The 24,489-nt window shown below is 41.9% G+C and carries 21 protein-coding genes; 9 read left to right on the top strand and 12 right to left on the bottom strand.

Annotated features, from left to right (window positions below; all coding sequences use genetic code 11):
• Positions 1-85: 85 nt before the first annotated feature.
• From NST09_RS05425 to asnB, 4 genes are all read right to left on the bottom strand, one after another.
• Entirely contained in the window at positions 86-925 is an 840-nt protein-coding gene (locus NST09_RS05425; RefSeq protein WP_017360206.1) for a phytoene/squalene synthase family protein, read from the bottom strand.
• Positions 918-2,393, bottom strand: a complete 1,476-nt coding sequence (crtI, locus tag NST09_RS05420) for a phytoene desaturase family protein (protein WP_046343140.1) — start codon at positions 2,391-2,393, stop codon at positions 918-920. The genes NST09_RS05425 and crtI (NST09_RS05420) overlap by 8 nt, the downstream gene beginning before the upstream one ends.
• Entirely contained in the window at positions 2,390-3,907 is a 1,518-nt protein-coding gene (gene crtI, locus NST09_RS05415; RefSeq protein WP_058213991.1) for a phytoene desaturase family protein, read from the bottom strand. The genes crtI (NST09_RS05420) and crtI (NST09_RS05415) overlap by 4 nt, the downstream gene beginning before the upstream one ends.
• Before the next feature lie 147 nt (positions 3,908-4,054).
• Entirely contained in the window at positions 4,055-5,896 is a 1,842-nt protein-coding gene (gene asnB / locus NST09_RS05410; protein ID WP_024720029.1) for an asparagine synthase (glutamine-hydrolyzing), read from the bottom strand.
• A gap of 156 nt (positions 5,897-6,052) precedes the next feature.
• On the opposite strand from asnB, the gene NST09_RS05405 reads away from it, so the two are divergent.
• Positions 6,053-6,580 (top strand): DUF2777 family protein, encoded by a 528-nt coding sequence (locus NST09_RS05405; RefSeq protein ID WP_320285294.1) that lies wholly within the window; start codon positions 6,053-6,055, stop codon positions 6,578-6,580.
• 38 nt (positions 6,581-6,618) lie between these two features.
• Here NST09_RS05405 and NST09_RS05400 read toward each other — a convergent pair whose 3' ends face one another.
• From NST09_RS05400 to NST09_RS05390, 3 genes are all read right to left on the bottom strand, one after another.
• Positions 6,619-6,987 (bottom strand): YisL family protein, encoded by a 369-nt coding sequence (locus tag NST09_RS05400; protein ID WP_007499115.1) that lies wholly within the window; start codon positions 6,985-6,987, stop codon positions 6,619-6,621.
• A 91-nt stretch (positions 6,988-7,078) separates the two neighbouring features.
• Entirely contained in the window at positions 7,079-7,984 is a 906-nt protein-coding gene (locus tag NST09_RS05395) for a fumarylacetoacetate hydrolase family protein (protein ID WP_035392480.1), read from the bottom strand.
• A gap of 18 nt (positions 7,985-8,002) precedes the next feature.
• Positions 8,003-8,329 carry a hypothetical protein gene (locus tag NST09_RS05390; RefSeq protein WP_171465163.1) on the bottom strand — a complete coding sequence of 109 codons (327 nt, stop codon included), beginning with the start codon at positions 8,327-8,329 and terminating at the stop codon, positions 8,003-8,005.
• Between the two features lie 510 nt (positions 8,330-8,839).
• Between NST09_RS05390 and NST09_RS05385 the strand changes: the two genes are divergently transcribed.
• The 8 genes from NST09_RS05385 to NST09_RS05350 all read left to right on the top strand — a co-directional run bounded on the left by NST09_RS05385 (position 8,840) and on the right by NST09_RS05350 (position 12,309).
• A complete protein-coding gene (locus NST09_RS05385) occupies positions 8,840-9,934 on the top strand; it encodes a CotH kinase family protein (protein WP_217608970.1) in 1,095 nt (364 codons plus the stop codon).
• A 122-nt stretch (positions 9,935-10,056) separates the two neighbouring features.
• Entirely contained in the window at positions 10,057-10,218 is a 162-nt protein-coding gene (locus NST09_RS05380) for an aspartyl-phosphate phosphatase Spo0E family protein (protein WP_008348605.1), read from the top strand.
• 127 nt (positions 10,219-10,345) lie between these two features.
• Complete coding sequence (locus NST09_RS05375; protein WP_003211745.1) at positions 10,346-10,567, top strand: spore germination protein; 222 nt, start codon at positions 10,346-10,348, stop codon at positions 10,565-10,567.
• A 14-nt stretch (positions 10,568-10,581) separates the two neighbouring features.
• Positions 10,582-10,815 (top strand): spore germination protein GerPB, encoded by a 234-nt coding sequence (locus NST09_RS05370; RefSeq protein WP_017366980.1) that lies wholly within the window; start codon positions 10,582-10,584, stop codon positions 10,813-10,815.
• Positions 10,816-10,846: 31 nt separating this feature from the next.
• The gene (locus tag NST09_RS05365; protein WP_017366979.1) at positions 10,847-11,461 is read left to right on the top strand and encodes a spore germination protein GerPC; all 615 of its coding nucleotides are present in this window, start codon (positions 10,847-10,849) and stop codon (positions 11,459-11,461) included.
• Positions 11,458-11,634 carry a germination protein GerPD gene (locus NST09_RS05360; RefSeq protein ID WP_003210893.1) on the top strand — a complete coding sequence of 59 codons (177 nt, stop codon included), beginning with the start codon at positions 11,458-11,460 and terminating at the stop codon, positions 11,632-11,634. The genes NST09_RS05365 and NST09_RS05360 overlap by 4 nt, the downstream gene beginning before the upstream one ends.
• Positions 11,634-12,068, top strand: coding sequence for a spore germination protein GerPE (locus NST09_RS05355; RefSeq protein WP_025207112.1), 435 nt, complete (start codon positions 11,634-11,636; stop codon positions 12,066-12,068). The genes NST09_RS05360 and NST09_RS05355 overlap by 1 nt, the downstream gene beginning before the upstream one ends.
• A gap of 22 nt (positions 12,069-12,090) precedes the next feature.
• On the top strand, positions 12,091-12,309 hold the full coding sequence (locus NST09_RS05350) for a spore germination protein (protein ID WP_003211468.1): 219 nt from the start codon (positions 12,091-12,093) through the stop codon (positions 12,307-12,309).
• Positions 12,310-12,356: 47 nt separating this feature from the next.
• Here NST09_RS05350 and NST09_RS05345 read toward each other — a convergent pair whose 3' ends face one another.
• From NST09_RS05345 to addB, 5 genes are read right to left on the bottom strand one after another with little or no spacing between them, the layout of a single operon-like run.
• Entirely contained in the window at positions 12,357-12,656 is a 300-nt protein-coding gene (locus tag NST09_RS05345; RefSeq protein WP_017360217.1) for a hypothetical protein, read from the bottom strand.
• A gap of 17 nt (positions 12,657-12,673) precedes the next feature.
• Entirely contained in the window at positions 12,674-16,069 is a 3,396-nt protein-coding gene (sbcC, locus tag NST09_RS05340) for an exonuclease subunit SbcC (protein ID WP_017360218.1), read from the bottom strand.
• Positions 16,066-17,241 carry an exonuclease subunit SbcD gene (sbcD, locus tag NST09_RS05335; RefSeq protein ID WP_007499123.1) on the bottom strand — a complete coding sequence of 392 codons (1,176 nt, stop codon included), beginning with the start codon at positions 17,239-17,241 and terminating at the stop codon, positions 16,066-16,068. Before sbcD ends, sbcC begins: the two co-directional genes overlap by 4 nt.
• Before the next feature lie 25 nt (positions 17,242-17,266).
• On the bottom strand, positions 17,267-20,971 hold the full coding sequence (gene addA / locus NST09_RS05330; protein WP_342493415.1) for a helicase-exonuclease AddAB subunit AddA: 3,705 nt from the start codon (positions 20,969-20,971) through the stop codon (positions 17,267-17,269).
• Positions 20,949-24,458 (bottom strand): helicase-exonuclease AddAB subunit AddB, encoded by a 3,510-nt coding sequence (gene addB, locus NST09_RS05325; RefSeq protein WP_255836053.1) that lies wholly within the window; start codon positions 24,456-24,458, stop codon positions 20,949-20,951. Before addB ends, addA begins: the two co-directional genes overlap by 23 nt.
• Positions 24,459-24,489 lie beyond the last annotated feature (31 nt).

Raw genomic sequence — 24,489 nt, 5'->3', positions numbered from 1 at the left:
GCAGGACTGACACCGAATGCGAGGGTTTGTCTACACGCTGAAAGGGCTAAAACGAACTTTATTTTACCCCTTTGTCTTCTTTTCATTACGTAATATCTTCTAAAATAAGTGCTTTTTCTTGTGTTGAAATATATGACCGCTTCGTAAAGACGCGGTATTCGTTTTCTCTAGTTTTATCTAAAATAGCCTTATAAAAGTGAGCAGCTGCTTTCACTGGTATCCTTGAATAAAGTGGGAATTCATGGAGATGGTCAAAAAATTCCTCATAGTACGCCTCTGCCTCAAACGCAATATATTCCCATACATGCTGGAAGGCTTGATTAACGATCCCTTCTTGTAATTCTTGCTCTGTATACCCAAATTGATCCATGACTTGTTTTGGCAAATAAATGCGATTCCTTTCCGCCTTATCCTCACCAATGTCTCGAAGAATATTGGTCAACTGCATGCCAATCCCAAGGGAAATCGCGGCTTCTTTTAGCTGTTCTTTTTTACGCGGTGCAATGATCGGAAGCAGCATTAATCCAACTGTACTTGCGACATGATAGGAATAGATGAGCAGTTCATCTAACGTTTCATACCGGTGCTGCTCTAAATCCATCTCCTGTCCACGCAGCAGGTCACGGAATGGGGATTCATCCATACGAAACTGTTGAAATGTATACTCCAGCGCCACCCACATTGGATCATCACGATCTACTTCTCCTTGCAAGAAACGATCAAATGCCTCCTGAAAAGACGCCAGTTCTTCCTTTGGTGAAGGAGACTCATCTACAATGTCATCCGCTCTCCTACAAAAAGAATAAACAGCCCAAACAGCCTGTCTTTTCTTTTTAGGCAGCATGGAAAAGGCACGATAAAACGTTTTTGAATGGGTTTGAATGGTCTCTTCACATATTTTCAATGCTGTTTGCACATCAACCACTTAGCTTCACTTCCTTTCTGTTGTTCAGCTCTTTAAGCAGTACAGAAGCCATGAGCTTTGCACTTTGCATCACGATCGGTACCCCGCCGCCGGGATGGATGGAAGCACCTACCGCATATAGATTGTCTACATCTGCAACCTTTACTTGCGGGCGAAACACACCTGATTGAAACAAATTAGGAGCGAGTCCAAAGCTGCCGCCTTCAAACAATCCTTCTCGCATTGAATCATTCGGTGTTCTCACCTTTTGCCAGACAACCGCCTCTCGCAGTTGCGGAAAGCCTCTTTTCTCAAGACGCTCCACCATTTTATCCACAAAGTCTGTCTCTTGTTCCCAATTGATGTGATCTCCTGATGGAACAGGAATGAGCATATATAGTACACTGCTACCTTCTGGGGCAAGGGATGGATCGATGGTCGATGGATTAAACGTATAAAATGATGGATCTTGAGGTATCGTTTTCGTTTGGAACACCTCTCTCATATGCCGATCAAAGTGTTCTCCCATGAAAAATTGATGAACAGGTGCTTCATCGTATACTTTGTTTAACCCTAGATACACCATCACGCAGCCGGAGGATGGAACGTATTTACGCCGGTCTTGTTCACCTAAACCAAGCTGTTTTAACGCCGCTGGATAATCTCCGTTCATCACAAATGCATCAGCTGCTATGTGCTCATCATTTATTTTTGCCTTGACCACACGTTTCCCCTCAAACTCAAATTGTGCGACTTCTTCACTTTTTCTTATGTGTACACCCGTCTTTAAGAGCTGTCTCTCCAATATATCTACTAAACTCGCATATCCTCCTTTTAAATAGTAAATTCCGTGTGCGTGCTCACTATATGAAACAAGCGAATAAATGGCGGATGCTTCATACGGATTTCCTCCGACATAGAGGGTTTGAAGTGCATATGCATCTCGGAGGCGCTCATCTGAAAAATATTTTTTGAGAGAACTTTGAACGGTTCGATATGCTTTTAATTTCATTAAAATCTTCATGTTCGCTTTTGTAAAAAAGGTTCGTTTTTCATGAAATGATTTTTCTAGAAAAGCTTCCTGCCCTTCTTGAAACCGATCCGTCATTTCTTGCATAAATGTTAAATATCCTTGTTCTTCCTTTGGAAATACACGTTTGATTTCTTCTAGTTGTCGCCGTGTATCAGAGTATTTCGTATAGGAGGTTCCATCTTGATAGTGGATCGTATACAGCGGATCGAGCTGCAAGAGATCAAGAGATGTTTCATCAATGCCTACGTCATGTAAAATGCCTTTTAACATATCAGGAAGTAGGACAATGGTCGGACCTTCATCTACTTTATATCCTTTCTCACGTACAAAAGCAAGTCTCCCGCCGAGCCGTTCATTTTTTTCAACAAGGGTGACATCATGTCCAGCTTTTTTTAAATAGAGGGCTGAGATCATTCCGCCAATACCGCCGCCAGCAATCAATATATGTTTTTTCATGAGGCGCTCCCCTTTTCTTGATGTGGCACTCTTTTGTGCGTATGTTTCTCTTTTGCCAGAATCGCATTTGTCGTAATACGCGCTGATTCTAAAATGGTTGGCAATCCACTGCCTGGGTGGGTTCCTCCACCAACGAGCCAGCAGTGTTTCAACTCATCAAATTCATTATGCGGCCTGAGTACCATCATCTGCGTCAACTGATGACCCAGATTAAATGTAGCTCCTTCATATACATACAGCTCTTCTTCCCAATGCTTCGGCGTGATCATCCGCTCGACTTCAATATGCTGCCTGATATTCTTAAAGCCCGTTTTCCGCTCCAGTGTATCCAGCACAAGCTCTCTAAATTCTTCTTGATGCGCTTCCCAGTCAATACCGCTTTGATTATTGGCAACGGGTGCTAACACATAAAGAGCGGACTTGCCTTTTGGCGCAAGCGAATCATCTGTCACACTTGCATTTTGAATATAAATGGACGGATCATCCGGCAGCTCAAAGGTTTTCGTAATCTCTTTGACGAACTTCGCATAGTCATCGGAAAAAACGATGGTATGATGCGGCTCATCATATATCGTATCTAAACCTAGGTACAGCATAAAGGTGGAGCATGAGAATTTTTTCTTTTTCAGTTTCTTCTCGCTATATTTCTTTAAAAGACCCGGCTCTACAAGCTTTGTCATCACGTGTGCAAAATCACCATTTACGACGACCTCATCTGCCTGTATTTCTTCACCAGTTTCTAAGCGAATGCCCTTCACTTTCCTGCCTTCCGTCAGCAACTTGTCAACTCCAGTTGATAGATGAAGGGTAGCCCCAGATTCAACAGCTGCCTTTGCCATCGCTTCTGACAGCTGATTCACTCCGCCTTTCGGATGATAAACGCCTGTGTCATGCTCCATAAAGGAAAGAATTGAGAACGCTCCTGGGCATTCCCAAGGTGACATCCCTAAATATTTTGATTGGAATGTAAAGGCATATTTCACTGATTCATTTGAGAAATAATCCGACAGCACATCATATAAGCTTTTATTTAATGAGAGCTGTGGAAGTGCTTTGATGACTTTTGGACGCAAATAATGATGGAAACGATCCATTTTACTTTGTAGAATCGGCGTTAGGCGGTCCATTTTTCGTTTTGTATCATTCATAAAACGTACATACCCCTCGCCCTCACCAGGTGCAAAGGCTTCTAGCCGTTTGTACATTTCGTCTCGATCTCGAATCATATCAAGCTTCTCATCTTGAAAGATTAATCTATACATTTCTTTTAATTCAATCACATCTATATAATCATAGAGATTTTTACCGGCAAAGGTGAATAGTTCCTCTGCAATATGAATCATACTGAGAAAAGTAGGACCTGTATCAAACGTGAAATCACCAAGTTGAAACTTAGAGTTACGTCCGCCAACAAAGGACTGTTTTTCATATATATGAACATCATGTCCTTTGCTTTGCAACATCATAGCTGCTGCAAGTCCCCCTGGTCCTGCTCCGATCACAATGATTTTCATTATCCTTTTTCCTCCAAATTAATTCACTTTAAGTTAATTATACAAATTGAAGCGGTTAGATCAACTTTTGATGTGCTCTAAAAGTCTCATGTTATGTATCAAAAAAGCCGACTTCCTTTCAACAAGTGCAAGAAAGCCGACCCTTTGTTATGCTTCTATATCAATTCGATATGTTTCAAACCAATGATGAATCTGTGCCAAATGGGCAATGAGCTGTGGGCCTTTCATTAACTGACCATACCAAGGAACCTGGAAAGAAGCCCCTTCTGTTTCAATCAGCTGTTTTAATTGATGTGGATCTAAAAATTCATGAAGCACAGAATCCTTTTGCGCGAGACAATCTGTTAACATCTCTTTTACCGCCTGAGTATAAGCAGGATGATGTGTTTTCGGATAAGGGCTCTTCTTGCGATAAAGCACTTCATTCGGTAAAATTCCCTCTAATGCTTTTCTCAAAACCCCTTTTTCCCGATTTCCATACATTTTCATTTCCCAAGGAATATTCCATACATACTCAACAAGACGATGATCTGCGAATGGTACACGTACCTCAAGGCTCGCCCCCATGCTCATACGATCTTTTCGATCCAGCAGTGTTGTCATAAACCAAATCATATTTAAGTAAAAAAGTTCTCTTCGGGCTTTATCTACTCCAGTTTCCCCATCTAAAAGAGGGGTTTCTGCCACGGTTTCTTCATATTTGCTTTGCGCATATTCCTTCAGTGATAATTTCTTTTGCCATGAGTCTTGAAGAAGCTGAATGCGTGCTTCCGTTGATCTCATCCACGGAAATCCATTGGTTTCGCTTGCCATGTGAAACCATGGGTAACCTCCAAAAATTTCATCTGCACATTCACCTGATAAACCAACAACAAAATCCTTTTTAATTTCTCGGCAGAACCATAGTAAGGAAGAATCAATATCTGCCATCCCCGGCAAATCTCGTACTTCAACCGCTTCTTTCAAATAAGAAGCCAGCTCTTTTTGCCCGATGATACAGCTGTGATGATTCGTTTGAAACGCTTTGGTCATTCGATCAATCCACGGCCCGTCAGCATTGGGCTGGAATTGACTTGCTTCAAAGAATTGATCATTTCCGTCGTAATCAACGGAATACGTATGCAGCGGGGCTTTCCCTATTTTCTCAAAGTGCTTGGCGGCAATAGCTGTAATGGCACTAGAATCCACTCCACCCGATAAAAACGTACATACAGGCACATCAGAGACGAGCTGTCTTGTAACAGCATCCGTAAAGAGTTCCTTCACGTGCTGAGCGGTGTCATCAAGCGAATCTGTATGCTGCTTACTTTTGACATTCCAGTACCTCCACACACGCAAACCATCTTTTGAGAAGGTTAAAGCATGAGCAGGTCTCAGCTCTTTCACCCCTTTAAATACGCCTTGCCCTGGTGTTCTAGACGGCCCTAAACCAAAGATTTCTGATAACCCTTCATGATCGACTTTGGCTTTCATCTCAGGATGAGCCAGAAGTGCTTTGATTTCTGAGCCAAACAAAAAGGAATGATGACGTTCTGTATAGAAAAATGGCTTGACACCGAGCCGGTCTCTCGCTGCAAATAATAATTCACGCTCACTATCCCAAATGACAAATGCAAAAATTCCATTAAAATGGGTCACACACTCTTCCTTCCATTCTGTATAGGCGTGAAGAAGAACCTCTGTATCAGAATGCCCAAGAAAGCGGTGCCCCCTTTTGAATAATTCTTTTCGTATATCCTCTGTGTTATAGAGTTCTCCATTGTATACCACCGTATAATCATGGTGTTGATGGGTATATGTCATCGGCTGCTTTCCGCCTTCAACATCGACAACGGCTAACCGTTTATGGCCGAAAAGAACGTGCTCACTTTTCCACGTATTTGTATCATCCGGCCCTCGTTTAGATAATGTATCTGTCATTTGATTGATTACATGATCCTGTTGGATGAGCTGCTTTTTAAAGTCTGCCCAGCCTGTTATTCCACACATCATCATCAGCTCCCATCCGTTTTTCATCAAGTGTTCTCATTTAGCCTTTCTTAGTTTATGCATCGTCTCCTTGATAGTTGATTTGTCCTTTTTTCCTCCTGTGTATAGGACAAGCTTCATTTGGTAAGAAAAGAAAGAGGAAAGGAGGTTTTGCGAATGGAGAACCGCATGACATATCTTCAGCAAAACCACCCAAAATGGTGTAACGGGTACTTACTGATGGAAAACGGTCATTGTCTGATTGAAGACGAAGAAGGAGACATCATGCTGCCTGAAAGCCTTCAAAGTTCTATGATCTGTTTGAAAGAAAAGGATCGATGGACAAAAGGAGAATTGCTCGGGTCTGTCGTTCTTTGTGAGAATGGGAAGTTGATGGAGGTAAAAGGCGGTGAACGCATTCAATATACAGCGTCTCTTTCTAAAGGGTGGCTTGATTTGCTCATGTTCGTACCGGAAAGTGTCTTTTATCAGATCATTGACTATGTAGAACAGCTTGGCTTTTCCGTCTATGATTGTGTCTTCTCTTCCTTCCATCCTTCTCATCGCGTGTCTTTTTTTCAGTTTTCAGGAGACATGCAATCACTTGCCCTTCAATGCCACCATCATTCGGACGAAAATCAAGTTCACTTGGAATGGACGACGTCTGACGGTCACCGGCTGATGTCTCAGTTTGATCTCACATAAAAAGGGCACTGCTTTTGATAAGCAATGCCCTTTTTATCTTAAAAGATATGGAAACCGATCGGCAGACGTAAGCCGAGAAGAATGGTCACAATAGCAACCACAATAAAACCAATGAATACACCCGTCACCGATTTTCCTTTTTTCTTGCGTACAAGGACCATTTCCATGAAACCAATCACAAGAATACCAAGTATCATTTTTCCAACATACTCGCCCCCGTAACCCGGGATTTTCATTCCTGTGCGAACATACAGCTCTACGCCTGTTGCAATAATAATCAAGTAGAACAGTCGTACGATCATATGCACAATTTTAGCGCCTTTATCGTTTTTACCTGCTAATGCAAAGGCAACGAAAAATAAAATAATACCTAGCACCCACGCTGTAATATGTAAATGTGTTCCCATTTGTGATTTCCCCCTTTATCAGAACAATTACCTTCTCATCGTACCACGAAATAAGTCGAACACAAAGCGACAATCCTGTGTCAACACGCCTTTATTTGACGCGATTTGATAACGTCCCAATTGGTTCAATTGTTACTTCAACCTGATCGCCTGAGGCTAAAAATTTTGGCGGTTCAAAACCTTTGCCGACTCCAGAGGGTGTACCTGTTGCAATGATGTCTCCCGCTTCCAGCGTCATCCCTTTTGAAAGAGTTGACACAATGTCTTCAATTGGGAAGATCATTAATTCCGTACTGGCAGACTGACGAACCTCTCCGTTTACCTTTGTTTCTACATGGAGTGCTCCATGATCCTCGATCACTGACTTGTGAACAATATAAGGTCCCATTGGACAAGTTGTATCTAAGCTTTTTCCGATGAAAAATTGTTTGTGTTTTTTCTGCAAATCTCTTGCCGTTATATCATTTAAAATGGTGTAACCGAAAATGTAATCGTGGACCTCTTCAGGAGCAATATTCTTTCCTGTTTTGCCAATGACAATGGCAAGCTCCCCTTCGTAATCCAATTCACTTGTCACATCTTCATGTAGAAGAATGTCCGCTTCATGCCCTACAACAGAGGTAGGCGCCTTTGTAAAGATCATCACGTCTTTAGGAATATCTGCCGCACTTCCCATTTCCATGACGTGATCTTGATAGTTTTTCCCAACACACATGATGTTTTTCGTTGGTTTTGGAATCGGTGCATGGAGTGTCACGTCCAAAAGCGGATAGACATAAGAGCCGCGGTCTTCTTCTTTTTTCTCCGCCCAATCAAGAAGCTGTTTGACGTGTTCGACAAACTTGTCCCCCATGTTGATGCATTCAAATAAAGAGTTTGGCAATGTTTCTAGCTCAAATAGTTTTGCTTCTGCCTTTTTGACGTCCATCACCCATTCATCATCAATGACGACCCCGATAAACAATCTGTTATGTATCTCACCTGTAAAAAACTTCATGTTTTCCCCTCACAATCTTCATTTCACTACATTATGATGTCTCATTTTTATTTCTCTACGAAATAAAAAAAACCCTTTTTTATCATACTCTCTTTTAAAAAGGGTTTCAAAAATGAAGACCTGACATTTAGCGGTAGCGTCGATACTCCCACATATTCCCTTGATCCCATTTACGATCAACATTTCCTTGATGGCGGGAATGATGTTTTTTCTTTCCGCATCTTCGGCAAGAGTGACTCCGTTTATGGTGATGAGAACGTTTAGATCGATGGCTGCGGTGTGATTTGCGGCAGCTTTTCTTATGATGTGATCTGTGTTTGCTGCGGCATGATTTTTTTGGTTCACTCTTTTTGCTACGGCAAGACTTTTTGCTTTTATACGACTTTTTACTTTTGCATGGTTTCTCGCTCTTTACACTTTTCTTTGAGCAGCGACTTTTTTTAGAGCGATAGCTTTTATGGCTTTTTTTGCTGCGATGTGACTTACGGCAGCCTCCCCCACCAAAGAACCAGTGACGGCGATTTGAATGACGAGAACGAGATGATTTGTGCGAATGTCCCGATTCAGGTTCACGATCTAAGTGATGATCACGCCCCTCACTTCGAAGTGAATCAACTGCATGTTCAATATGCGAATGATCAAATGTGCTCACGAACAATTCCCCTCCCAATCTGTGCTCTGACAAAACAAACAGACAAAGCTGTTTATCTTCTCTGCTTTATGTTACGAGACTCGATAGACAAGTGTTCTTGGCGAATGCCTCTTTCTTAGAAAACTCCATGAATACCTACCAGCAGGTACAGGACATTCCTTCATTTTCATATAGTGGAGGAGATATAGGAGGGTGATGAACGCATGGACACAGAACCTTTAAAACAACTGGATATCTGGATTCATCCAAAAGATCTCATGGATTTAAAAAAGGACGTATGGAACGATGAACCCGTCGAGGCCATTCTGAAAACCGGCCAAACGAAGTCACATATTTATGCCTCATACCGAGGATCACACATCCGAAAGCTTAAGAAAAAATCCTATCAAATTGAATATCGAAAACCAAAGCAAAGACAGGGCGAATCCCTTTTTCACTTAAATGCAGAGTACAATGATCCTTCTTTCATTCGCAACAGGCTGTCTTTTTATTTCTTTGAACAAATGGGTGTGTTCAGCCCGTCCGCTTCTCATGTGTTTCTGACCATTAATGGAAGAAAAGAAGGCATATATTTAAAAATAGAATCTGTAGATGAGCTGTTCCTCCAAAAACGACAGCTGCATGGTGGCGGCATTTATTATGCTGTAGATGATGACGCCAATTTCTCTCTTTTAAGTTCATTTGATAAAAAGCCAAAAAAACATCTTCTTCTCGGTTATGAGAAAAAAACGGGAACTCCTGAACACGACAAGCAGCTGAGTGAATTTATTTACTTTTTGAACACCGCAAGGGACGACACGTTTGCAAATAAGATTGAGCAGTATCTTGATGTGACACAATATTTCCGCTGGCTCATTGGTGTCGTGTGTACCCAAAATTTTGATGGCTTTGTTCATAACTATGCCCTTTATGTGAATGATCAAGGAAGGTTTCAAGTAATGCCTTGGGATTATGATGCGACTTGGGGTCGTGATATTCACGGAGAAGAAATGGCGTTTGATTATATTCCAGTCAGCGGTTTCAATACATTAACCGCTAGATTACTAGACATCCCTGCATTTAAAATAGACTATTATGCCCTTTTCCAGCACGTACTAGATACACATTTTTTAGAAAAACGGCTTCTCCCCATCATTGAGACATGGCATGCTTCGATTGAGCAGCGAATTGGAGATGATCCATATACGAAAAACCGACAAGACATGCTGCGTTCAGAGCGAGAATTAATCCGACAGTATATCAACAAAAGACGACGTTATTTACAAACTGAGATTAAAAAAGAGACATCGCGCCTGTAAAGACACTTTCGAATTTTGTCACTTTAGTTCTCATATTGACGAAAGAGCTTTTTTTATAGAAAAATAGGGTATACTAACCATATCCTTCTATTTGATAAAAAATGTGAGAGTTGGCGTCCGTTATGATCAATTATGAAATTGAACAAAAAAGATTACATTTAATTGAGACCGCAAAAAAATTCGGAATGAATGCCGAAGAAACCATCAGGTGCAGTCAAGAGCTTGACACACTCTTAAATAAAGGCATCAAAACCACCTCTAAAGAATGCTCGAATAAAGGGTAAACCATACACTTCATTCCTCTCATCAAAGTTCTTCAAAAAGACAATCACATATTAAAAGACCCATCATAAGCTATGGTGAAACGCCCAAAAACGAAGTGCCCTATTTTTCTAAAGGATGTGCACCGCTATGCCGGCTATTGTTGGAGCCTTTAAAGTAAATGCCGTCGGAACGAGCGGAGTCGTTCATGTTGGAGACTGCATCACCATTTCTCCAAATAGTCAGGTTAAAACGTTTGCCGGCGCAGGCAGTTTTAACACTGGTGATCAATTACGCATTAGCAACTATAAAAGTGTGACAAATACGTATGATAGTGATGTCATTGATCAACCGCTTGTTGGTAACTTGTAAGGAGTGAGAATCCGTTGAACTTCTATATTAATCAAGCGATACAAATTAATTACTTACGTGTGGAGTCTGTGAGTAACTCATCCGTTCTGCAAATCGGAAGTGCTGGATCAATCAAGGCACTCTCCAATCTGTATAACACTGGAAGCTACGTAGAGTCAGCACCTGCCGCAGCAGGCACACAAGGAATTCAAGAATCTCAAGGCGCAAGCACAGCACCTTTTGTACCGCTTCAGTCACCAACAACATAAGTTCATCTGCAATCCCCGGAGGTGTATGCATATGTATGACTATCAAAACAACGCTTCACAATTGTATGGCATCATTCAAAAGCAAACACAGCAAATCATGATGCTTGAAAAAAGGCTTAACGAGCTTCAGCAGGAAATGCAAATGATCAAAGATAAACCGACAACAACGATTGAACGGATTGATTATCAATTTGATCAACTGAAAATCGAGCGGCTGGAAGGCACATTAAATATCGGCCTCAATCCATCTGATCCAAATAGTGTTCAAAATTTTGAAGTGGGCCAAACAACAACCCCGGGAATTGGAATGATGCAGCAAGAAATGGCTGATCAATCTTTCAATCAAACACGCCAGCTTGTCGATGCATTCTTAAATGAAGAAGCTCCACAGCTTCTTGAAGAACTAGAGCAGCGATACGAAGGCTCGCTTGATGAAAGCAACAAACACCATATCATTGAGGACATTCGAAAACAAATAGACAGCAGAATCAAATATTATGCGGGGCAGCTACCACAAAGGGAAGATATGACCCCGCTTCAACGTTCCGAGCAAATTGCTGAATATGTGAAACATGATGTCAAACGGGCAATCGAGCACTTTTTAGCCCATATTCCAAATGAAACGAAAGGAGAGGAAAACGGATGAATTTCACAGTCGTCAACCGCAACATCGAAACCGGAAGCATTAAAGTAGTTGGGGTATCGTCCTCTTCCCTATTTATTATCGGGGACACGGATCACGTACAACTGTCATCGATTTTCGATACACCGCCAGAATCATTAATTATTGGACCGTTTGTTCCTCTAGCCCCTCGATAATGATCAAGCGCACATCTCAAGTGAAGTTCTCGAAGGTGAATTCTGTCGGGATTTCAAGTGTTGTTCAAATTGGTGATACACAAGAGCTATGTCCGAACGTGAAGGTGTTAGCTGTTCAGCGAACCATTAGTTTGTTTTATGGAAATGAAGCTGAAAACCTAGATGCAAAAGAATTTGAAGTGTATTATGAGCCGATCCCATTGATGCTGCCAGAACGAGCGGTTAGAACGGCCTTTTATCATGAAAAGCCTCTCATTAAAGTGTCGTCCATTCATGTAGAAGGGGTCTCTTCCTCCTCTATCTATCAAATTGGCTCTACGTGCGGAATAAATGCCGTTGCGCGAGTGAAGCATATTCGAGAGTTATTTAGCAACAATGACGAACAGCCGCCAAACTCACAATTGGACCTACCTGCGCATATGATGGTGATATGACTTCGAATAAAGGATGTCGATTATGCCAGCAATTGTCGGACCCATTTACATTAACTCGATTTCTGGGGGCGTCGTAAACGTCGGTGACTCATTTTATCTTTCGCCTAAAAGTTCTTCAAAATCTGCTTTAGGCTCTGGAGCGGGGAATACCGGAGATTTCTTGATTTTAAATAATGGCATTAGCGCCACCAACTATGTGGATCCTGACTTAAATGATCAGAATATGGTAGGCAATGCATAAAGCGGCTCCTCTTCACTCATTTCATTTAGAGGAGCGCTTTTTTATGTTTATTTCTTTCTGCGTTGTCTTGATTTCTTTGTTTTGACCAGCTTGCTTGCCGGCTGCTTTCGAATCCATTTGATGTACGGAACAAGCTTTTCATCTTGTCTTAGTGCATCCAGCGTATTCAAACGTGCGGCAAGCTCCTGGTTTGTATAAAGAGCATGTACCTGTTTATGGCAAGGGATACACAGGAAGGCAGTCGGTAGAAAGGCCCCTCCCTCTTCTCTTGGCGTCAAGTGATGTTCCGTAAGGACGACCTCTTGTCTTCCGCACAGCTCACATAATCCAATCGTTTGCTTTGCCATCCTGAGATCACCTCACTTTACATTAATTCCATCGAGACTGTTGTTCCTTTCCCGCTTGGATCTGCTGGGTGGACAATCAGTTTCTTTGGCAGTCTCATCTTTAATTCTTCCACATGGCTAATCACACCAACGGCCAAATTTTGAGACTGTAGCTTCTCTAATGCTGTAATCACCGTATCTAACAAGTCTTGATCGAGCGTACCAAATCCTTCATCTAAGAAGAAGAATTGCAGCGGGAACTCACCTCTCAGCTGAATTTGTGCAGACAGAGCAAGGGCAAGTGCTAAAGACGTCAGGAAAGTTTCTCCCCCAGACAAGCTGGATACCGGACGTCTGACACCTCCATTGGCATCATCCCGCATCACAAAACCGCCCTCTGAATCGACTTCAATGGCATACCTTTGTCTTGTCAAAATCCCAAGACGATGAGAAGCATCACGGCTGACACTTTCTAGCTGTTCTTCTGCTAGGAACTCAACAAATGTATTCCCTTTAAACACAGTTTGAAGCTTATCCAGCCGGTCAATTTCTTGCTGCAGTTCTTCAAGGCGTTCATGAATGCTTGCAAAGCGCTGATGGTTTGCTTCAATCACTCGCAGATGCTCTTGTGCAGATCCACTCAGCGCTGTCGCTTCTTCAAGCGCTTTTTCCGCCGCTTCTTTTTTTAGTTGAATGTCTGTCCACTCGTCTTCATCCAGCGACTCACCTTTTAACAGTTCAGAAATTCGCTTTAAGTTTGCTGCACATTGCTTTCTTTTATCCTCAAATTCATCAATTTCCTGTTTGACTGTAAGACGTACAGATCGATCCATTAAAGCAGGTGCTATCTCCTGAGGATGAGCAAAAGGAGTAGATGCTGTTTCTTTTTGCCACGCTTTCTCAGCTTCTTGTTTTCGCCGCTTCGCCTCTTGGAGCTGACGTTCACTGCTTGAGAAATGGCTTTGTGCCTCACTAAATAATTGCTGTGCATGCTTAAATTGCTCGTACGATTGCTGTTCTTTTTCATTTAAATGAGCAAGAGATTGTTGAACTTCGTCCAGTTCATCAGAAAGAGAAGCGGCTTTTAAAGGATATCGCTGTAAATCTGTTTCATATTGATCGATCAGGTGTTGCTGGCTTCCCAGCTGATGCGCCAGCTTATCGAGTTCCTTCTCTAGATCGTATATGGCTGTTTGCAGATGCTCTTTTGCCTGCTGTTTTTCCTCTAGAAAAGAAATACTCTTCTCAATACGCTCTTGATAACCTTCCGCTTGTTGATCCTTTTCATCAATTTGTTGCTGCATTTCCTGCACTTGGTTGATTGTCAGGTGAGGAAAGGTCTGTTCAAATTGCGTCAGTTGTTCGGAAAGCTCAGATCGAAGCTCCTTGATCAGCATGTCTAGTTCTTGTATGCGCTGCTGCTCAAATGTCAGTTGATCTTTGACTTTGCTCATTTCTGCCGCTTGATCATAAGTGACGTCCATTAAACGAGCTCGTTTGCTTTCGATTGCTTGAATATCTTGTTTTACGCCTTTCCATTCTTGAATCAGCTGGTGCAAAGACTGCGGATTCTGTACTGCTTCTACTGCTGCAGCTACTTCAGAATCGGGGGCTTTTTGAGATAAAAAGGAGAACTGTTTAACTAATTGATTGGCATGCGTTTCAAGCAGCTGCTTTGCAGCAAACATGTCTCTAGCATATTCCTCTGCCAGCTTGAGCTCTTTATCCATTTTTACAATCCATTCATCAATTTGGGCAACCGTTTCTTCATGGACATTGTCTATCACAGCCTTTGGATCATGATGAATCGATCCACAAACAGGACATGGTTCACCGTCTACTAGCTCTGCCGCTAATTCTTTTCTTAATTCTGCCGATCTGACAACATCACGCTGTTTTAATTTTTCTTGTTTTTTGTCCTGCTCTTTATGACTCCATTCTGTAAGACCTCGTTCAAATTCACATACATAAAAATACAATTGCTCTATCGCTTGAAACGATTGATTTATTTTTTCATGATGATCTTTTTGCTGTTTTTGAAGCTTTTCATACGATTGTGTCGCCTGTGCTGAACGCTGTCTTAGCTCCTCAATCTTTTGTTCTTCCTTTTGAATGCTCACATTCATTCTTTGAACATTTTCACTGAAACGAAGTGCGTCTTGTACAAGTTTCCGCTCTTTGACAGAGACTTGTAATTGTTCCAGCTCATGCTTCAACTGTGTTTGTTTCGCAAGCGCACGCTCTAATAAAGATTGCACGTTTTCGGCTTCCGCTTTTTTTTGAGTCAATTGCTGCGCTTTTTCATGGTTTTGCTGCTCTAGTACGGTCTTTTCCTGAAGAGCTGTTTCTTTTTTTCGTTCAATTTCTTTTAATTGAATCAGCTGCTCTTTCTTTTGAAGAAGCTCTGGCTCATTTTCCATTTTCTTTTGCCGCGTTTGCTCATACTCCTGCGTCATTTGATCATAGATCGTTCGTTGATGAAGTAAATGTTTTTCTGCTTCCTGCTTCTCTTTTGATGCTTGAGAGAGCTGCTTTTCAGCCTTTGTTAATGCATCCGCATAAGGCTTTAATGTCTCTGCCTGCTCTGCAATGTGAAGTTGATTCTTTTTCTCTTCCATCGTGGATGCCAGCAGATTGAGGTTGTGTTGTTCCTTCTCGTACGCTTCTTGTTCCTTTTGATACTGCCAGATGGCTTGCGCTTTTGTAAAAGCAGTGAACGCTTCGTCCCGCGTTTGTTTTTTCTCATGAAAAATAGCTTGCGCCTGCGCAGCTGCTTCTTTAGCTTTCGCTAATGCCTCTGGACCAGCTTCTCCTAATCCAGTCAGTTCAGCCAGCAGTTCGTTTTTCTGACCATAGTGTTTTTGAGCCTTTGCGCGTAAACGTTTGACGAGCTGATCACCATATTTCTCCAAATTAAACAAACGCTGCAGCATTTGGCGTCTGTCGGCTCCTTTCAATGAAAGGAATTCCGCAAACTTTCCTTGGGGTAAAACAACCGCTCTCGTAAAATCGTCAATGGTTAAACCAAGTAATTCTTCTATTTTACGATTGACCTCACTTGCTTTATCTGCAAGAACTGTCTGCGTATCACCAATTTCAATCAATCGGCATAACGTCGTTCTAACCTTCATTTCATCTGCCCTTTTAAAGGCACGTTCCACTTTATAAGAAATATGGTGTTCCCTTTGCAAAGCGAACGTAAAGGAGACAGACAGCTTTTCTTCAGCTTGGTTCAAAATACCATGCGTATTATTGAGTGCACGTTCGACCTTGCCATAGAGTGCTAGTGTCATGGCATCTAATATGGACGATTTTCCGCTTCCAGTCGGTCCAAAAATACCAAACACACCTGCATCACATAAGGAGCTAAAGTCAATGGTTTGCTCTTCTCTGAAGCTATGAAGTCCTTTAATGGTTAGCGTGATCGGCTTCAATTCGCTTCCTCCTCTTGCATGTCATTGGCAAGCTCTAAAAATAGCTTGACGGTTTTTTCATCAGGTAGACCTCCACCTGTCTGACGCTCATAAAATTTCACGAACCGCTCTTCAATCGAGAGCTTTTCCACTTGTTTTTGTTCTTCTTTTTGCTGTAACTCTTTAAACTTTGGTCTAATATGGACAAATCCACTATGCTGTTTTCTAAGCTGATGAATTTGTTCGATCGACAGCTGATCTGTTAAGTGAATCTCTAAATCAATCCAGGCTTGAAGATCCCGCTTTTCATCCAGCCAACTGTGTACTTGGCTCAGCCCTTCAGTCGCCTTCCACTTCATAAGTGGTTTACCGCTTGATAAAAACACTTCTTTCCAGCTTGCTGTTTCATTCGGTTTTGCATCCACAATGGTGACTGATTTGGCGTAGCCTGCTTCAGAAAAGCTGTATGCAAGTGGAGAGCCAGAATAGCGGGCAATCGTTTTGGCACGTTTAATGGTTTGGGGGCGATGCAAATGCCCCAGTGCGACATAACAAGCCGCCTCAGGCAGACTTTCGGCCGCAACGGTATATGCGCCTCCCACTTCAATCGGCCTTTCCGAATCCGTTTGACTGCCACCTGCCACATAAATATGACTTGTTGCGATATTAACCGTATCCGCCTGAAATTGGTTGCTTAAATGTTGAAACATTTGTTGTATTTTTAAATTGTACTGATCACGGAGCAGTTTCTCTTCAAATGTTTCAGCCAGCACCTCGTTTAGCCTTGCTTCGGATGGGTAAGCGAGTGCGGCAATAGATAGACGTTCACTTGCAGAAGGAACATCGACATGAATTAAATCATTTGTCGGATATCCAATTAAATGAATCCCCTGCTCATTCGTTAAAGGAGATGCGGCTGATAAACGGTCTGGGTTATCATGGTTGCCAGAGATCACAACCACCTGACGCTTTCCTTTATCAGATAATGCAGACAGACTTTCATAAAAAAGCTGTTCTGCGCGAGCAGGAGGGTTCACTGTATCAAAGGCATCGCCTGCCATCACAATGACATCAATGTGTTCATCCTTGACGATTTGATTTAATTCATCTAAAAACTCCGCTTGCTCCTCAAGCCTGCTTCGGCCTTCAAGGGTTTTCCCTAGATGCCAATCCGCTGTATGCAGAATCCTCATGTGATTCACCTCTCATTCATTCCACCTATAAAGAAATTTCTAGATTTCCATCAAAGAAATAAAGGATTTTCTCCTCTAATGTTCTGTTTGTTAAACGCTCTACCGCTGCTGTATACAACGATATTTGCGTTTCATAGCGTTTTTTTAACATCGCTTCAGCTTCCTCTAAGCCACCTGAGAATCTGCCAGTCACTCGATCTGTTTTATAATCAAGTAAATAGAGCTTGCCATCTGCTTCAAATAAACAATCAATCATTCCTTGAATGAGCACAGGTTCACCTTCTGCATCAATATGGCTGTATACCTCTTTAACCGGTAAAACCATACTAAACGATACTTCTCGTTTCACCCAGTCCGCTTTCCGCAGTTTTTGACCAATAGCAGTAGAAAAGAAGGCCACAATTCCTTCTCGATTGATGGACTGGATTTGTTCATCTGTTAGTAAGTCTTTCTCTTTTAAAGAATGGAGCAGCTCTTCTACACGAGATTCATCATATGGTTCATTTGAAGGAAGAGGGATATGCTGCATGACTGTATGCATGGCCGTCCCTTGTTCTGCGGCTGTGAGTGTTTTTTTCTTCATAAAAGCCGGTCGTTCGTACAATGTCACACGAGCTTTTCGAACGGAAGAAGGCACACTGTATTCATCCTGTATTTCTTTCATTCTTTTGATCTCAGAAACTGACTGCTTTGTCCCTACTTGGGAGGCCGCTAAATATGGATAACGCCATGTAAGTCTTTCTTTTACTTCCTCCTCGTAATCGCCATATCCTTGAACAGGCACACCTTCCATTAATGCTTGTACCACTTCGTCTTGTTTTTGTTTTTCAAGTAACATGTCTTCTTTTAGAAGATCGGACGCTTGATGAAAGGTGATAGAAAATGATGATGGATGAGAGAGAACGACTTCTCTCGATTCTTCTAAAAGAGATGACATCGCTTGATGACGGATAAGAGCAGGGCCAATAAAATCTAAGTATGTTCTCGCTTGATAACGTTCAAAATCAGGGAGGAGCCAGTCGTCTCCGTTTGCGGCATTTTGCCACTTGCTTAAAGCTTTCACTTGATTTTTGACAGAACCGACTAAAAATAATTTTTCTTTCGCCCTTGTGAGCGCCACATATAGAACCCTCAGTTCTTCAGATAATAGTTCTTTTCTCATCTTTTTTTTCATCGCGATCAGCGGTAATGTTGCATAACTAATTCTCAGCTCAGGATGAATATATTTGCTGCCAAAACCTAGTTCTTTATCGAGCAAGTAGGACTGATTTAGATCCATCATATTAAAGTTCCTGCCAAGTCCTGCAGTAAACACAACAGGGAATTCGAGTCCTTTACTGCTATGAATGGTCATCATGCGGACAACATCCTCTGTTTCACTGAACGTTTTTGCCGCTCCAAGATCATCTCCACGCTCTTGCATTCTTTCAATAAATCGAAGAAATCGAAACAGCCCTCTAAAAGCAGCCTTTTCATACTGTTTTGCTCGATCATATAAAGCCCGAAGGTTTGCCTGTCTTTGCTTGCCTCCTGGCATCCCGCCGACATAATCTAGATATTGTGTATCTCGGTACACTTCCCAAATCAGTTCTGCTACCGAATGCTGAATAGATAAATCACGCCATTTGCGTAATTGAAGGAAGAAACGCTCCAGCTTTCTGCACGTCGGATGATCAGAGTGTGTCACACTCATAAATGCCTTCACAGCATCATAATAAGTGCCTTTTTTATCACTGGTTCTAATCAGTGCCATCTCATTTTCGTCTAAATGAACAATAGGTGACCTTAAAACAGCAGCGAGCGGAATATCTTGATATGGATTATCAATCACTTTTAACAAAGAAAGAATGACAGATACTTCTGTAGCTTCGAAATAACCTGAGGAAAGATTCGCATAAACAGGGATTCCCTGCTTCTTCAACTCTTCCATCATTTGCGGAGCCCACGGCATTGATCGAAGCAAGATCACAATGTCTCGATACTGCAAGTTGCGGGTCAGCTGCTGTTTTGCATCGTACACTTGAAAAGGCTGTTCTACCAATTCTTTTATTTTCTTTGCAATCACTCTCGCCTCAAATTGAACCGTCTCTAGCTCTTCTCGTTCTTCATCGCTTTCTGTGTCGTGCTGATCTAAATGAACAAGAAGCATTTCTGTCGTCGTGTCTTCGCTTTGCGGATAACTCGCTCCAAGCTTTAATTCAGCTTGTTCGTCATATTCAATTTCTCCAACTGTTTCTCCCATCAGCTGTTTGAACAGAAAGTTGGTACTGTCTAATACATCAGCCCGGCTACGGAAGTTTTTATTTAGATCAATTCTTTTACCTGTTTCATTGCTGTCTGCTTTAAATTGTTTATATTTATTTAAAAAGAGCATCGGCTCTGCAAGTCTAAAGCGATAAATGGACTGCTTCACATCACCAACCATAAAGCGGTTGCCTTCGGCAGGATGTTTCCCTTTAGACACAAGCTTTAAAATCGTTTCTTGGACAAGGTTTGTATCCTGGTATTCATCCACGAGTACTTCTTCAAATTGCTGTTGATAGTACTTAGCCGCTTCTGTTTCAATGAGATTTCCTTCTGCGTCCTGCTTCGCTAAAATGCGCAAACAATAATGTTCTAGATCAGAAAAGTCTACGATTGATTTTTCTTGTTTTGCTCTCTCGAAACGCTCTCCATATTGAATCACAAGCTCTACAAGTGTTTCTACAACTGACTTCATTTCAGCCAAGCTTTTTAAATGCTGATCGGGACTGCGCATAAAGTATTCATCTTTTAGCTTTTCTAATTGTTTTTTGGCTTGATTGCGTGCATCTGTTGCTTTTTCTAACAGAGCCGGGTCATAGTCATCCCCTTTGCAAGTCTTTAACCTTTTAAAATTGATGTTTGGCAAAAGCTCATAAAGTGTCCCAAAATCATCTTGATGCCTTATTAATTCATTTACTTGCTCTAAATCATCTATAAAATTCTCTGCTCTCGGTGCTGGACCGCCCGGCTCTTTTGATAAAGTGAGCGCTTGTTCCAGCAGTTCCTGACAGCTTCTTAAAACGAGAGAAAGGTCCTCTTTGATATATGGATAAAAGGGTAATTCTTCTACCTTTGTCTGTGTATCCACATCATAAAGAGAAAGGAATGCCCGCATCCATTGTTCGGGAGCTGGATGTGACCTAGAAAACTCATAAATTCTTTTGACAAGCCATTGAAGATCTAAATCATGCCGATCAGATGTGTAACGATCAACGAGTTCAAAGAATGACGGCTTTCCAGCCTTATACTCATCCTCAAACAGTTCATCTAACACTTCATCTCCTAATAATTCTCCTTCTGTTTGATCAGCCAAACGAAAACCTGGATCAAGGTCAATCTCATAATAAAAGGTACGGAGAACTTGCAAACAAAAAGAGTGCAAGGTAGAAATATTGGCACGATTCATAAGTGACAGCTGTCTCCGCATATGAAGTGATCCAGGGTTTTTAGATAGTTCTTTTTCAAGTGCTTCAGTGATCCGGTGCTTCATTTCTGCTGCTGAAGCATTGGTAAAAGTCACTACGAGCAGCCTGTCCACATCAACTGGCTGCTCCGGCCGAGTCATTTTTCGAATGAGTCGTTCAACCAAGACCGCTGTTTTCCCTGACCCTGCCGCCGCAGCAACAAGAATATCTTGTCCTTCTGAAACGATGGCGTTCCATTGGTCATCTGTCCAAGTACTGTTATTCGGTTTTGGTATTTGCATACTGATCCCCTTCTTTTTTGATCCGGTCTAACATGACATCATCCTTCTCAGAGGTGAGCACCCTAAATTCATTATCTTCTATTGATTCATCAAATTGGCAAATAGACTTAAAGGAGCAAAAGCGGCAAGGGGTTTGATCCTTTAATTTATATGGGTTTATTTCTACCTCACCGCTTGTAATTCTTTCTCCTGCCTCTTCAAAGGTTCGCCGAACGTGTTTTGTGAGAATGTGAAAATGATCTTCACTTAATACCGCAGAGTCAGATCGGAAAGAACCATCCTTTTTCAAACCAGCTTGGATGACTTGTGATCTTCCTGATTCGAGTGTTTGATCCATCAACTTCACTGCTTCCACATCTTCGAGCAATAGACCCTTCATTTTAAATTTCTTCAATATTTCCTGCTCAATTGCATCTTCTCCAAGCGGAATAGGCGCTTGAATCAGCGGGTCATGAATATGGAAGTATAAAATTCCTGCCGGTGTCGCTTCCATGCCAAGCCATTCTTTAGAATACGTAATGGTCAGGTCTAAATAAGTGAGCATTTGCAAGGCTAAACCGTAGTAAACTTCTGCTAGATCAAGCCCCTTCTCACTGGACTTATAGTCGACAATTCTTAATAGAAGTCCTTTTGATCCTTCTGCTTTATCCACTCGGTCAATCCTTCCAACAAGCTCCATCGTGCAGCCGTTTTTTAATTGAAAAGTAAACGGCGGCAGAGGTCCTTGACCTCCAAAACCTAACTCAAGTCCAACCGGAGAGAATCCGCTCACTTTTGCATGTTCGCTTAATATAGAAGACACCCTGATGAGGATTTTTTGAAGCTTTTCTTTTATATAAGCATGCCGATTAGAGCTTAATAAAATTTCTTTTTGCAGACGTGGAGCCAACTGTTCAATTGCATGCCTTGAGTAGGTCACACAATCTTCCTTCGTTAAGTTTTTCCAATCCTTTTTTTGTTCAACAAGCGTATCTGAAATCAGTTTTAAAGCTGAGTGAAAGAGCTGGCCGATATCAGGTGCTTCTAATTTGTAAAATTGTCGATCTTTTAGTTTTAGCCCGTGGGAAGCAAAATGAGAAAATGCACATGCATTGAATTTCTCCATTCTTGAAACACTGCCCTGAATATGGTCACCGTAAAGTTCTTTTGTGACATTCGGCTTTAAACGTGTCGCTCTATTTGTAAAGAACAAGCTGGACATGATTTTTTTTGATACGTCGCGGTTGGAAGAGGTCATCAAATGATTATATACACTCCACCATACGCCGCTGATCGGATATTGGTTGAGCCATTGTTGCAGCTGCGAAACGGTATAGGATAACGAGACATGCTCGTTTGTTACAAATTTTAATTGCTCCTGATCATCCAACTGCTCTGGATCTAACACATAGAGGGCTTGCTGATGGTTTGGCATCAGTTCCTCACAATACTTGATGAGGGTCGAAGGCAAAAGAGACCGCCCTTCCGTATCTGAAGCTGAATAGGATACATACAGGTAGTGCGATGGACTGGACAGCGCTTGATATATCAAAAATTGTTCATCCAGCAGCCGTTCCTTCCCTGTCTCTGCCAGCTCTGCTCCTGCCCGTTTTAACCATTCCCGGTCGTCTTCAGACAATACACTTTCATCAGAGGGCCGTGCAGGTATAACTCCATCATTTACTCCAATGACAAACGTACACTTTACTTGATACATTCTGGATAAATCCATACTTCCGATAAACACTTGATCAAGTGAAGGGGGAATCAAAGCGAACTTGAGAGAGGACAGTCCTGTATCCATCATCTGTTGAAATAATGGAAATGAGAGCTCCTCCTCGCCCAGCATTTCAACAAATTCATCCATTAATTGAATGACAGCATCCCATACTTGCCCATGCTGCATCGCTTCAGCTAACCTGCCTGCTTCTTCTGCCTCAAGCCTTGCCTTTTCAAGCTTTTCTGGCACTTGGGCTTCCTCTAGAAAGACATACACTGCCTCCACCATGTCTCTTAGCTTTTGCGCTTTTTTCAACCTTTTTTGCAATTGAAAGAGAGGCGGAACAATCCATTCTTTTACATCATTCAGCATTTGCTCCATTTCTATTTCTTGATCGGTTTGTCCAAAATCTTCATCTAGTGATTGGAAGCGGCGATAATGAAAGCGTGAACCATTCGTCCAGCGTTCACCTTTTACACCGTAAGCAATACAATAGTTTTCAAGCTGATCCGCCTGTTCTCTCGCTTTGTTTTTGGCGAGTTCAAGCGGAAATAAGAACTCCGTTTTCACACAGCGAAACACCGCCTCATACCGCCAGTTCCCTTTTATGACATCGAGGCTCGAACGAATGAACTCAATGAGCGGATGATACTGCATCGATTCATTTCCATCAATAAAGAAAGGAATATCGTAATCTCGAAACACCTCTTTTAACGTATCTTTATAGTCGTCTACATGTCTTGCAACAATTGAGATGTCTCGTAACCTAAGACCTTCCCCTCTTACTAAATCAAGAATATCTCTCGCTACTCCCTCAATTTCAGCTCGTTTATTTGCACTTTTCGATACGGTAAGGTGAGGCGTTTCTTCTTGATATGGCTGCAAAGGTCTCTGTTCATATTGATTTTCTAAATAAGCTAGATCTGGGGTATGAAGATGCCGCTTATTTCTCTCCAAAATGTTCTCAGAAATAGCCGCTCCGCACTCTTTGGCCAACTGATAAAGCTGGGAATATGTCTTACCTGTCATGCGAAATAAATCAAGTTCATTTGGCTGCGTGTCATGATAGGAACGATCCACTGTGAATGCAGCTGTTATTTTTTCTGCATGTAGCAAAAGCTGTTCAATGACAAGAAGCTGCTGGGGGGTAAACTGATAAAAACCATCTATATAAATGTGTGCCCCTCTCAATTCTTCTGATAAAGGAATTTGCTGAGCCAGAAGTGTCAAGTAATCCTCTGAGTGCACATACTCATCTTGCAGATGCTGCTCCATCTGCTGATAAAGAACATGAAGATCATGCAATTTTTCCGCCGCACGTCTTTCTTCTGTATACTCTGAATGCATGCTGGATGCCGAGATTTTTTCAATATCCTCCGGCATCATACAGTACCTTTTGAATTCAGCCATCGTCTTTTCTATTTGCTCAACAAATCCCGGTTTATCACTCGCCTTTTTGAATACCTTAAACTTGTCTTTCTGTTCTTCTATTACTTTTCTTAAGAGCATTTGAATTCCTGTGCTTGTGACAAATTGACGGTTCGCACCGCCAGTCTGCTGTAATATAGACCAGGCAAGCCGAGTAAAACTAAAGACTTTGGCCCTGATCATTCCACCAGCTTCAGACGTTTTTGCAAGCTCATATTCCATTAAAAATGTCATTTGATCCGGGACTAAAAAAATGATTGGCGGACCCAGCGGATCAAGCCGCAGTTGTTCTTTGATTTCTTCTAGAATTGCAGTCGTTTTTCCACTCCCCGATCTGCCTGCTAAAAACTGAATCTCCACGTTCCACAACACCTTTCTTATGTACTCATAT

It is taken from the genome of Bacillus sp. FSL W7-1346 (assembly GCF_038593335.1).
Lineage (GTDB): Bacteria > Bacillota > Bacilli > Bacillales > Bacillaceae > Bacillus > Bacillus altitudinis.
Note: the sequence above shows the minus strand (reverse complement) of the source record. Positions and strands in the feature narration are given on the sequence as shown.

Excerpts from the sequence above, each read along its gene's own strand:
- crtI (WP_046343140.1), bottom strand. The coding sequence starts at position 2,393 with ATGAAAAAACATATATTGATTGCTGGCGGCGGTATTGGCGGAATGATC.
- crtI (WP_058213991.1), bottom strand. The coding sequence starts at position 3,907 with ATGAAAATCATTGTGATCGGAGCAGGACCAGGGGGACTTGCAGCAGCT.
- asnB (WP_024720029.1), bottom strand. The coding sequence starts at position 5,896 with ATGTGTGGAATAACAGGCTGGGCAGACTTTAAAAAGCAGCTCATCCAA.
- NST09_RS05405 (WP_320285294.1), top strand. The coding sequence starts at position 6,053 with ATGGAGAACCGCATGACATATCTTCAGCAAAACCACCCAAAATGGTGT.
- NST09_RS05400 (WP_007499115.1), bottom strand. The coding sequence starts at position 6,987 with ATGGGAACACATTTACATATTACAGCGTGGGTGCTAGGTATTATTTTA.
- NST09_RS05395 (WP_035392480.1), bottom strand. The coding sequence starts at position 7,984 with ATGAAGTTTTTTACAGGTGAGATACATAACAGATTGTTTATCGGGGTC.
- NST09_RS05385 (WP_217608970.1), top strand. The coding sequence starts at position 8,840 with ATGGACACAGAACCTTTAAAACAACTGGATATCTGGATTCATCCAAAA.
- NST09_RS05380 (WP_008348605.1), top strand. The coding sequence starts at position 10,057 with ATGATCAATTATGAAATTGAACAAAAAAGATTACATTTAATTGAGACC.
- NST09_RS05375 (WP_003211745.1), top strand. The coding sequence starts at position 10,346 with ATGCCGGCTATTGTTGGAGCCTTTAAAGTAAATGCCGTCGGAACGAGC.
- NST09_RS05365 (WP_017366979.1), top strand. The coding sequence starts at position 10,847 with ATGTATGACTATCAAAACAACGCTTCACAATTGTATGGCATCATTCAA.
- NST09_RS05360 (WP_003210893.1), top strand. The coding sequence starts at position 11,458 with ATGAATTTCACAGTCGTCAACCGCAACATCGAAACCGGAAGCATTAAA.
- NST09_RS05355 (WP_025207112.1), top strand. The coding sequence starts at position 11,634 with ATGATCAAGCGCACATCTCAAGTGAAGTTCTCGAAGGTGAATTCTGTC.
- NST09_RS05350 (WP_003211468.1), top strand. The coding sequence starts at position 12,091 with ATGCCAGCAATTGTCGGACCCATTTACATTAACTCGATTTCTGGGGGC.
- NST09_RS05345 (WP_017360217.1), bottom strand. The coding sequence starts at position 12,656 with ATGGCAAAGCAAACGATTGGATTATGTGAGCTGTGCGGAAGACAAGAG.
- sbcD (WP_007499123.1), bottom strand. The coding sequence starts at position 17,241 with ATGAGGATTCTGCATACAGCGGATTGGCATCTAGGGAAAACCCTTGAA.
- addA (WP_342493415.1), bottom strand. The coding sequence starts at position 20,971 with ATGCAAATACCAAAACCGAATAACAGTACTTGGACAGATGACCAATGG.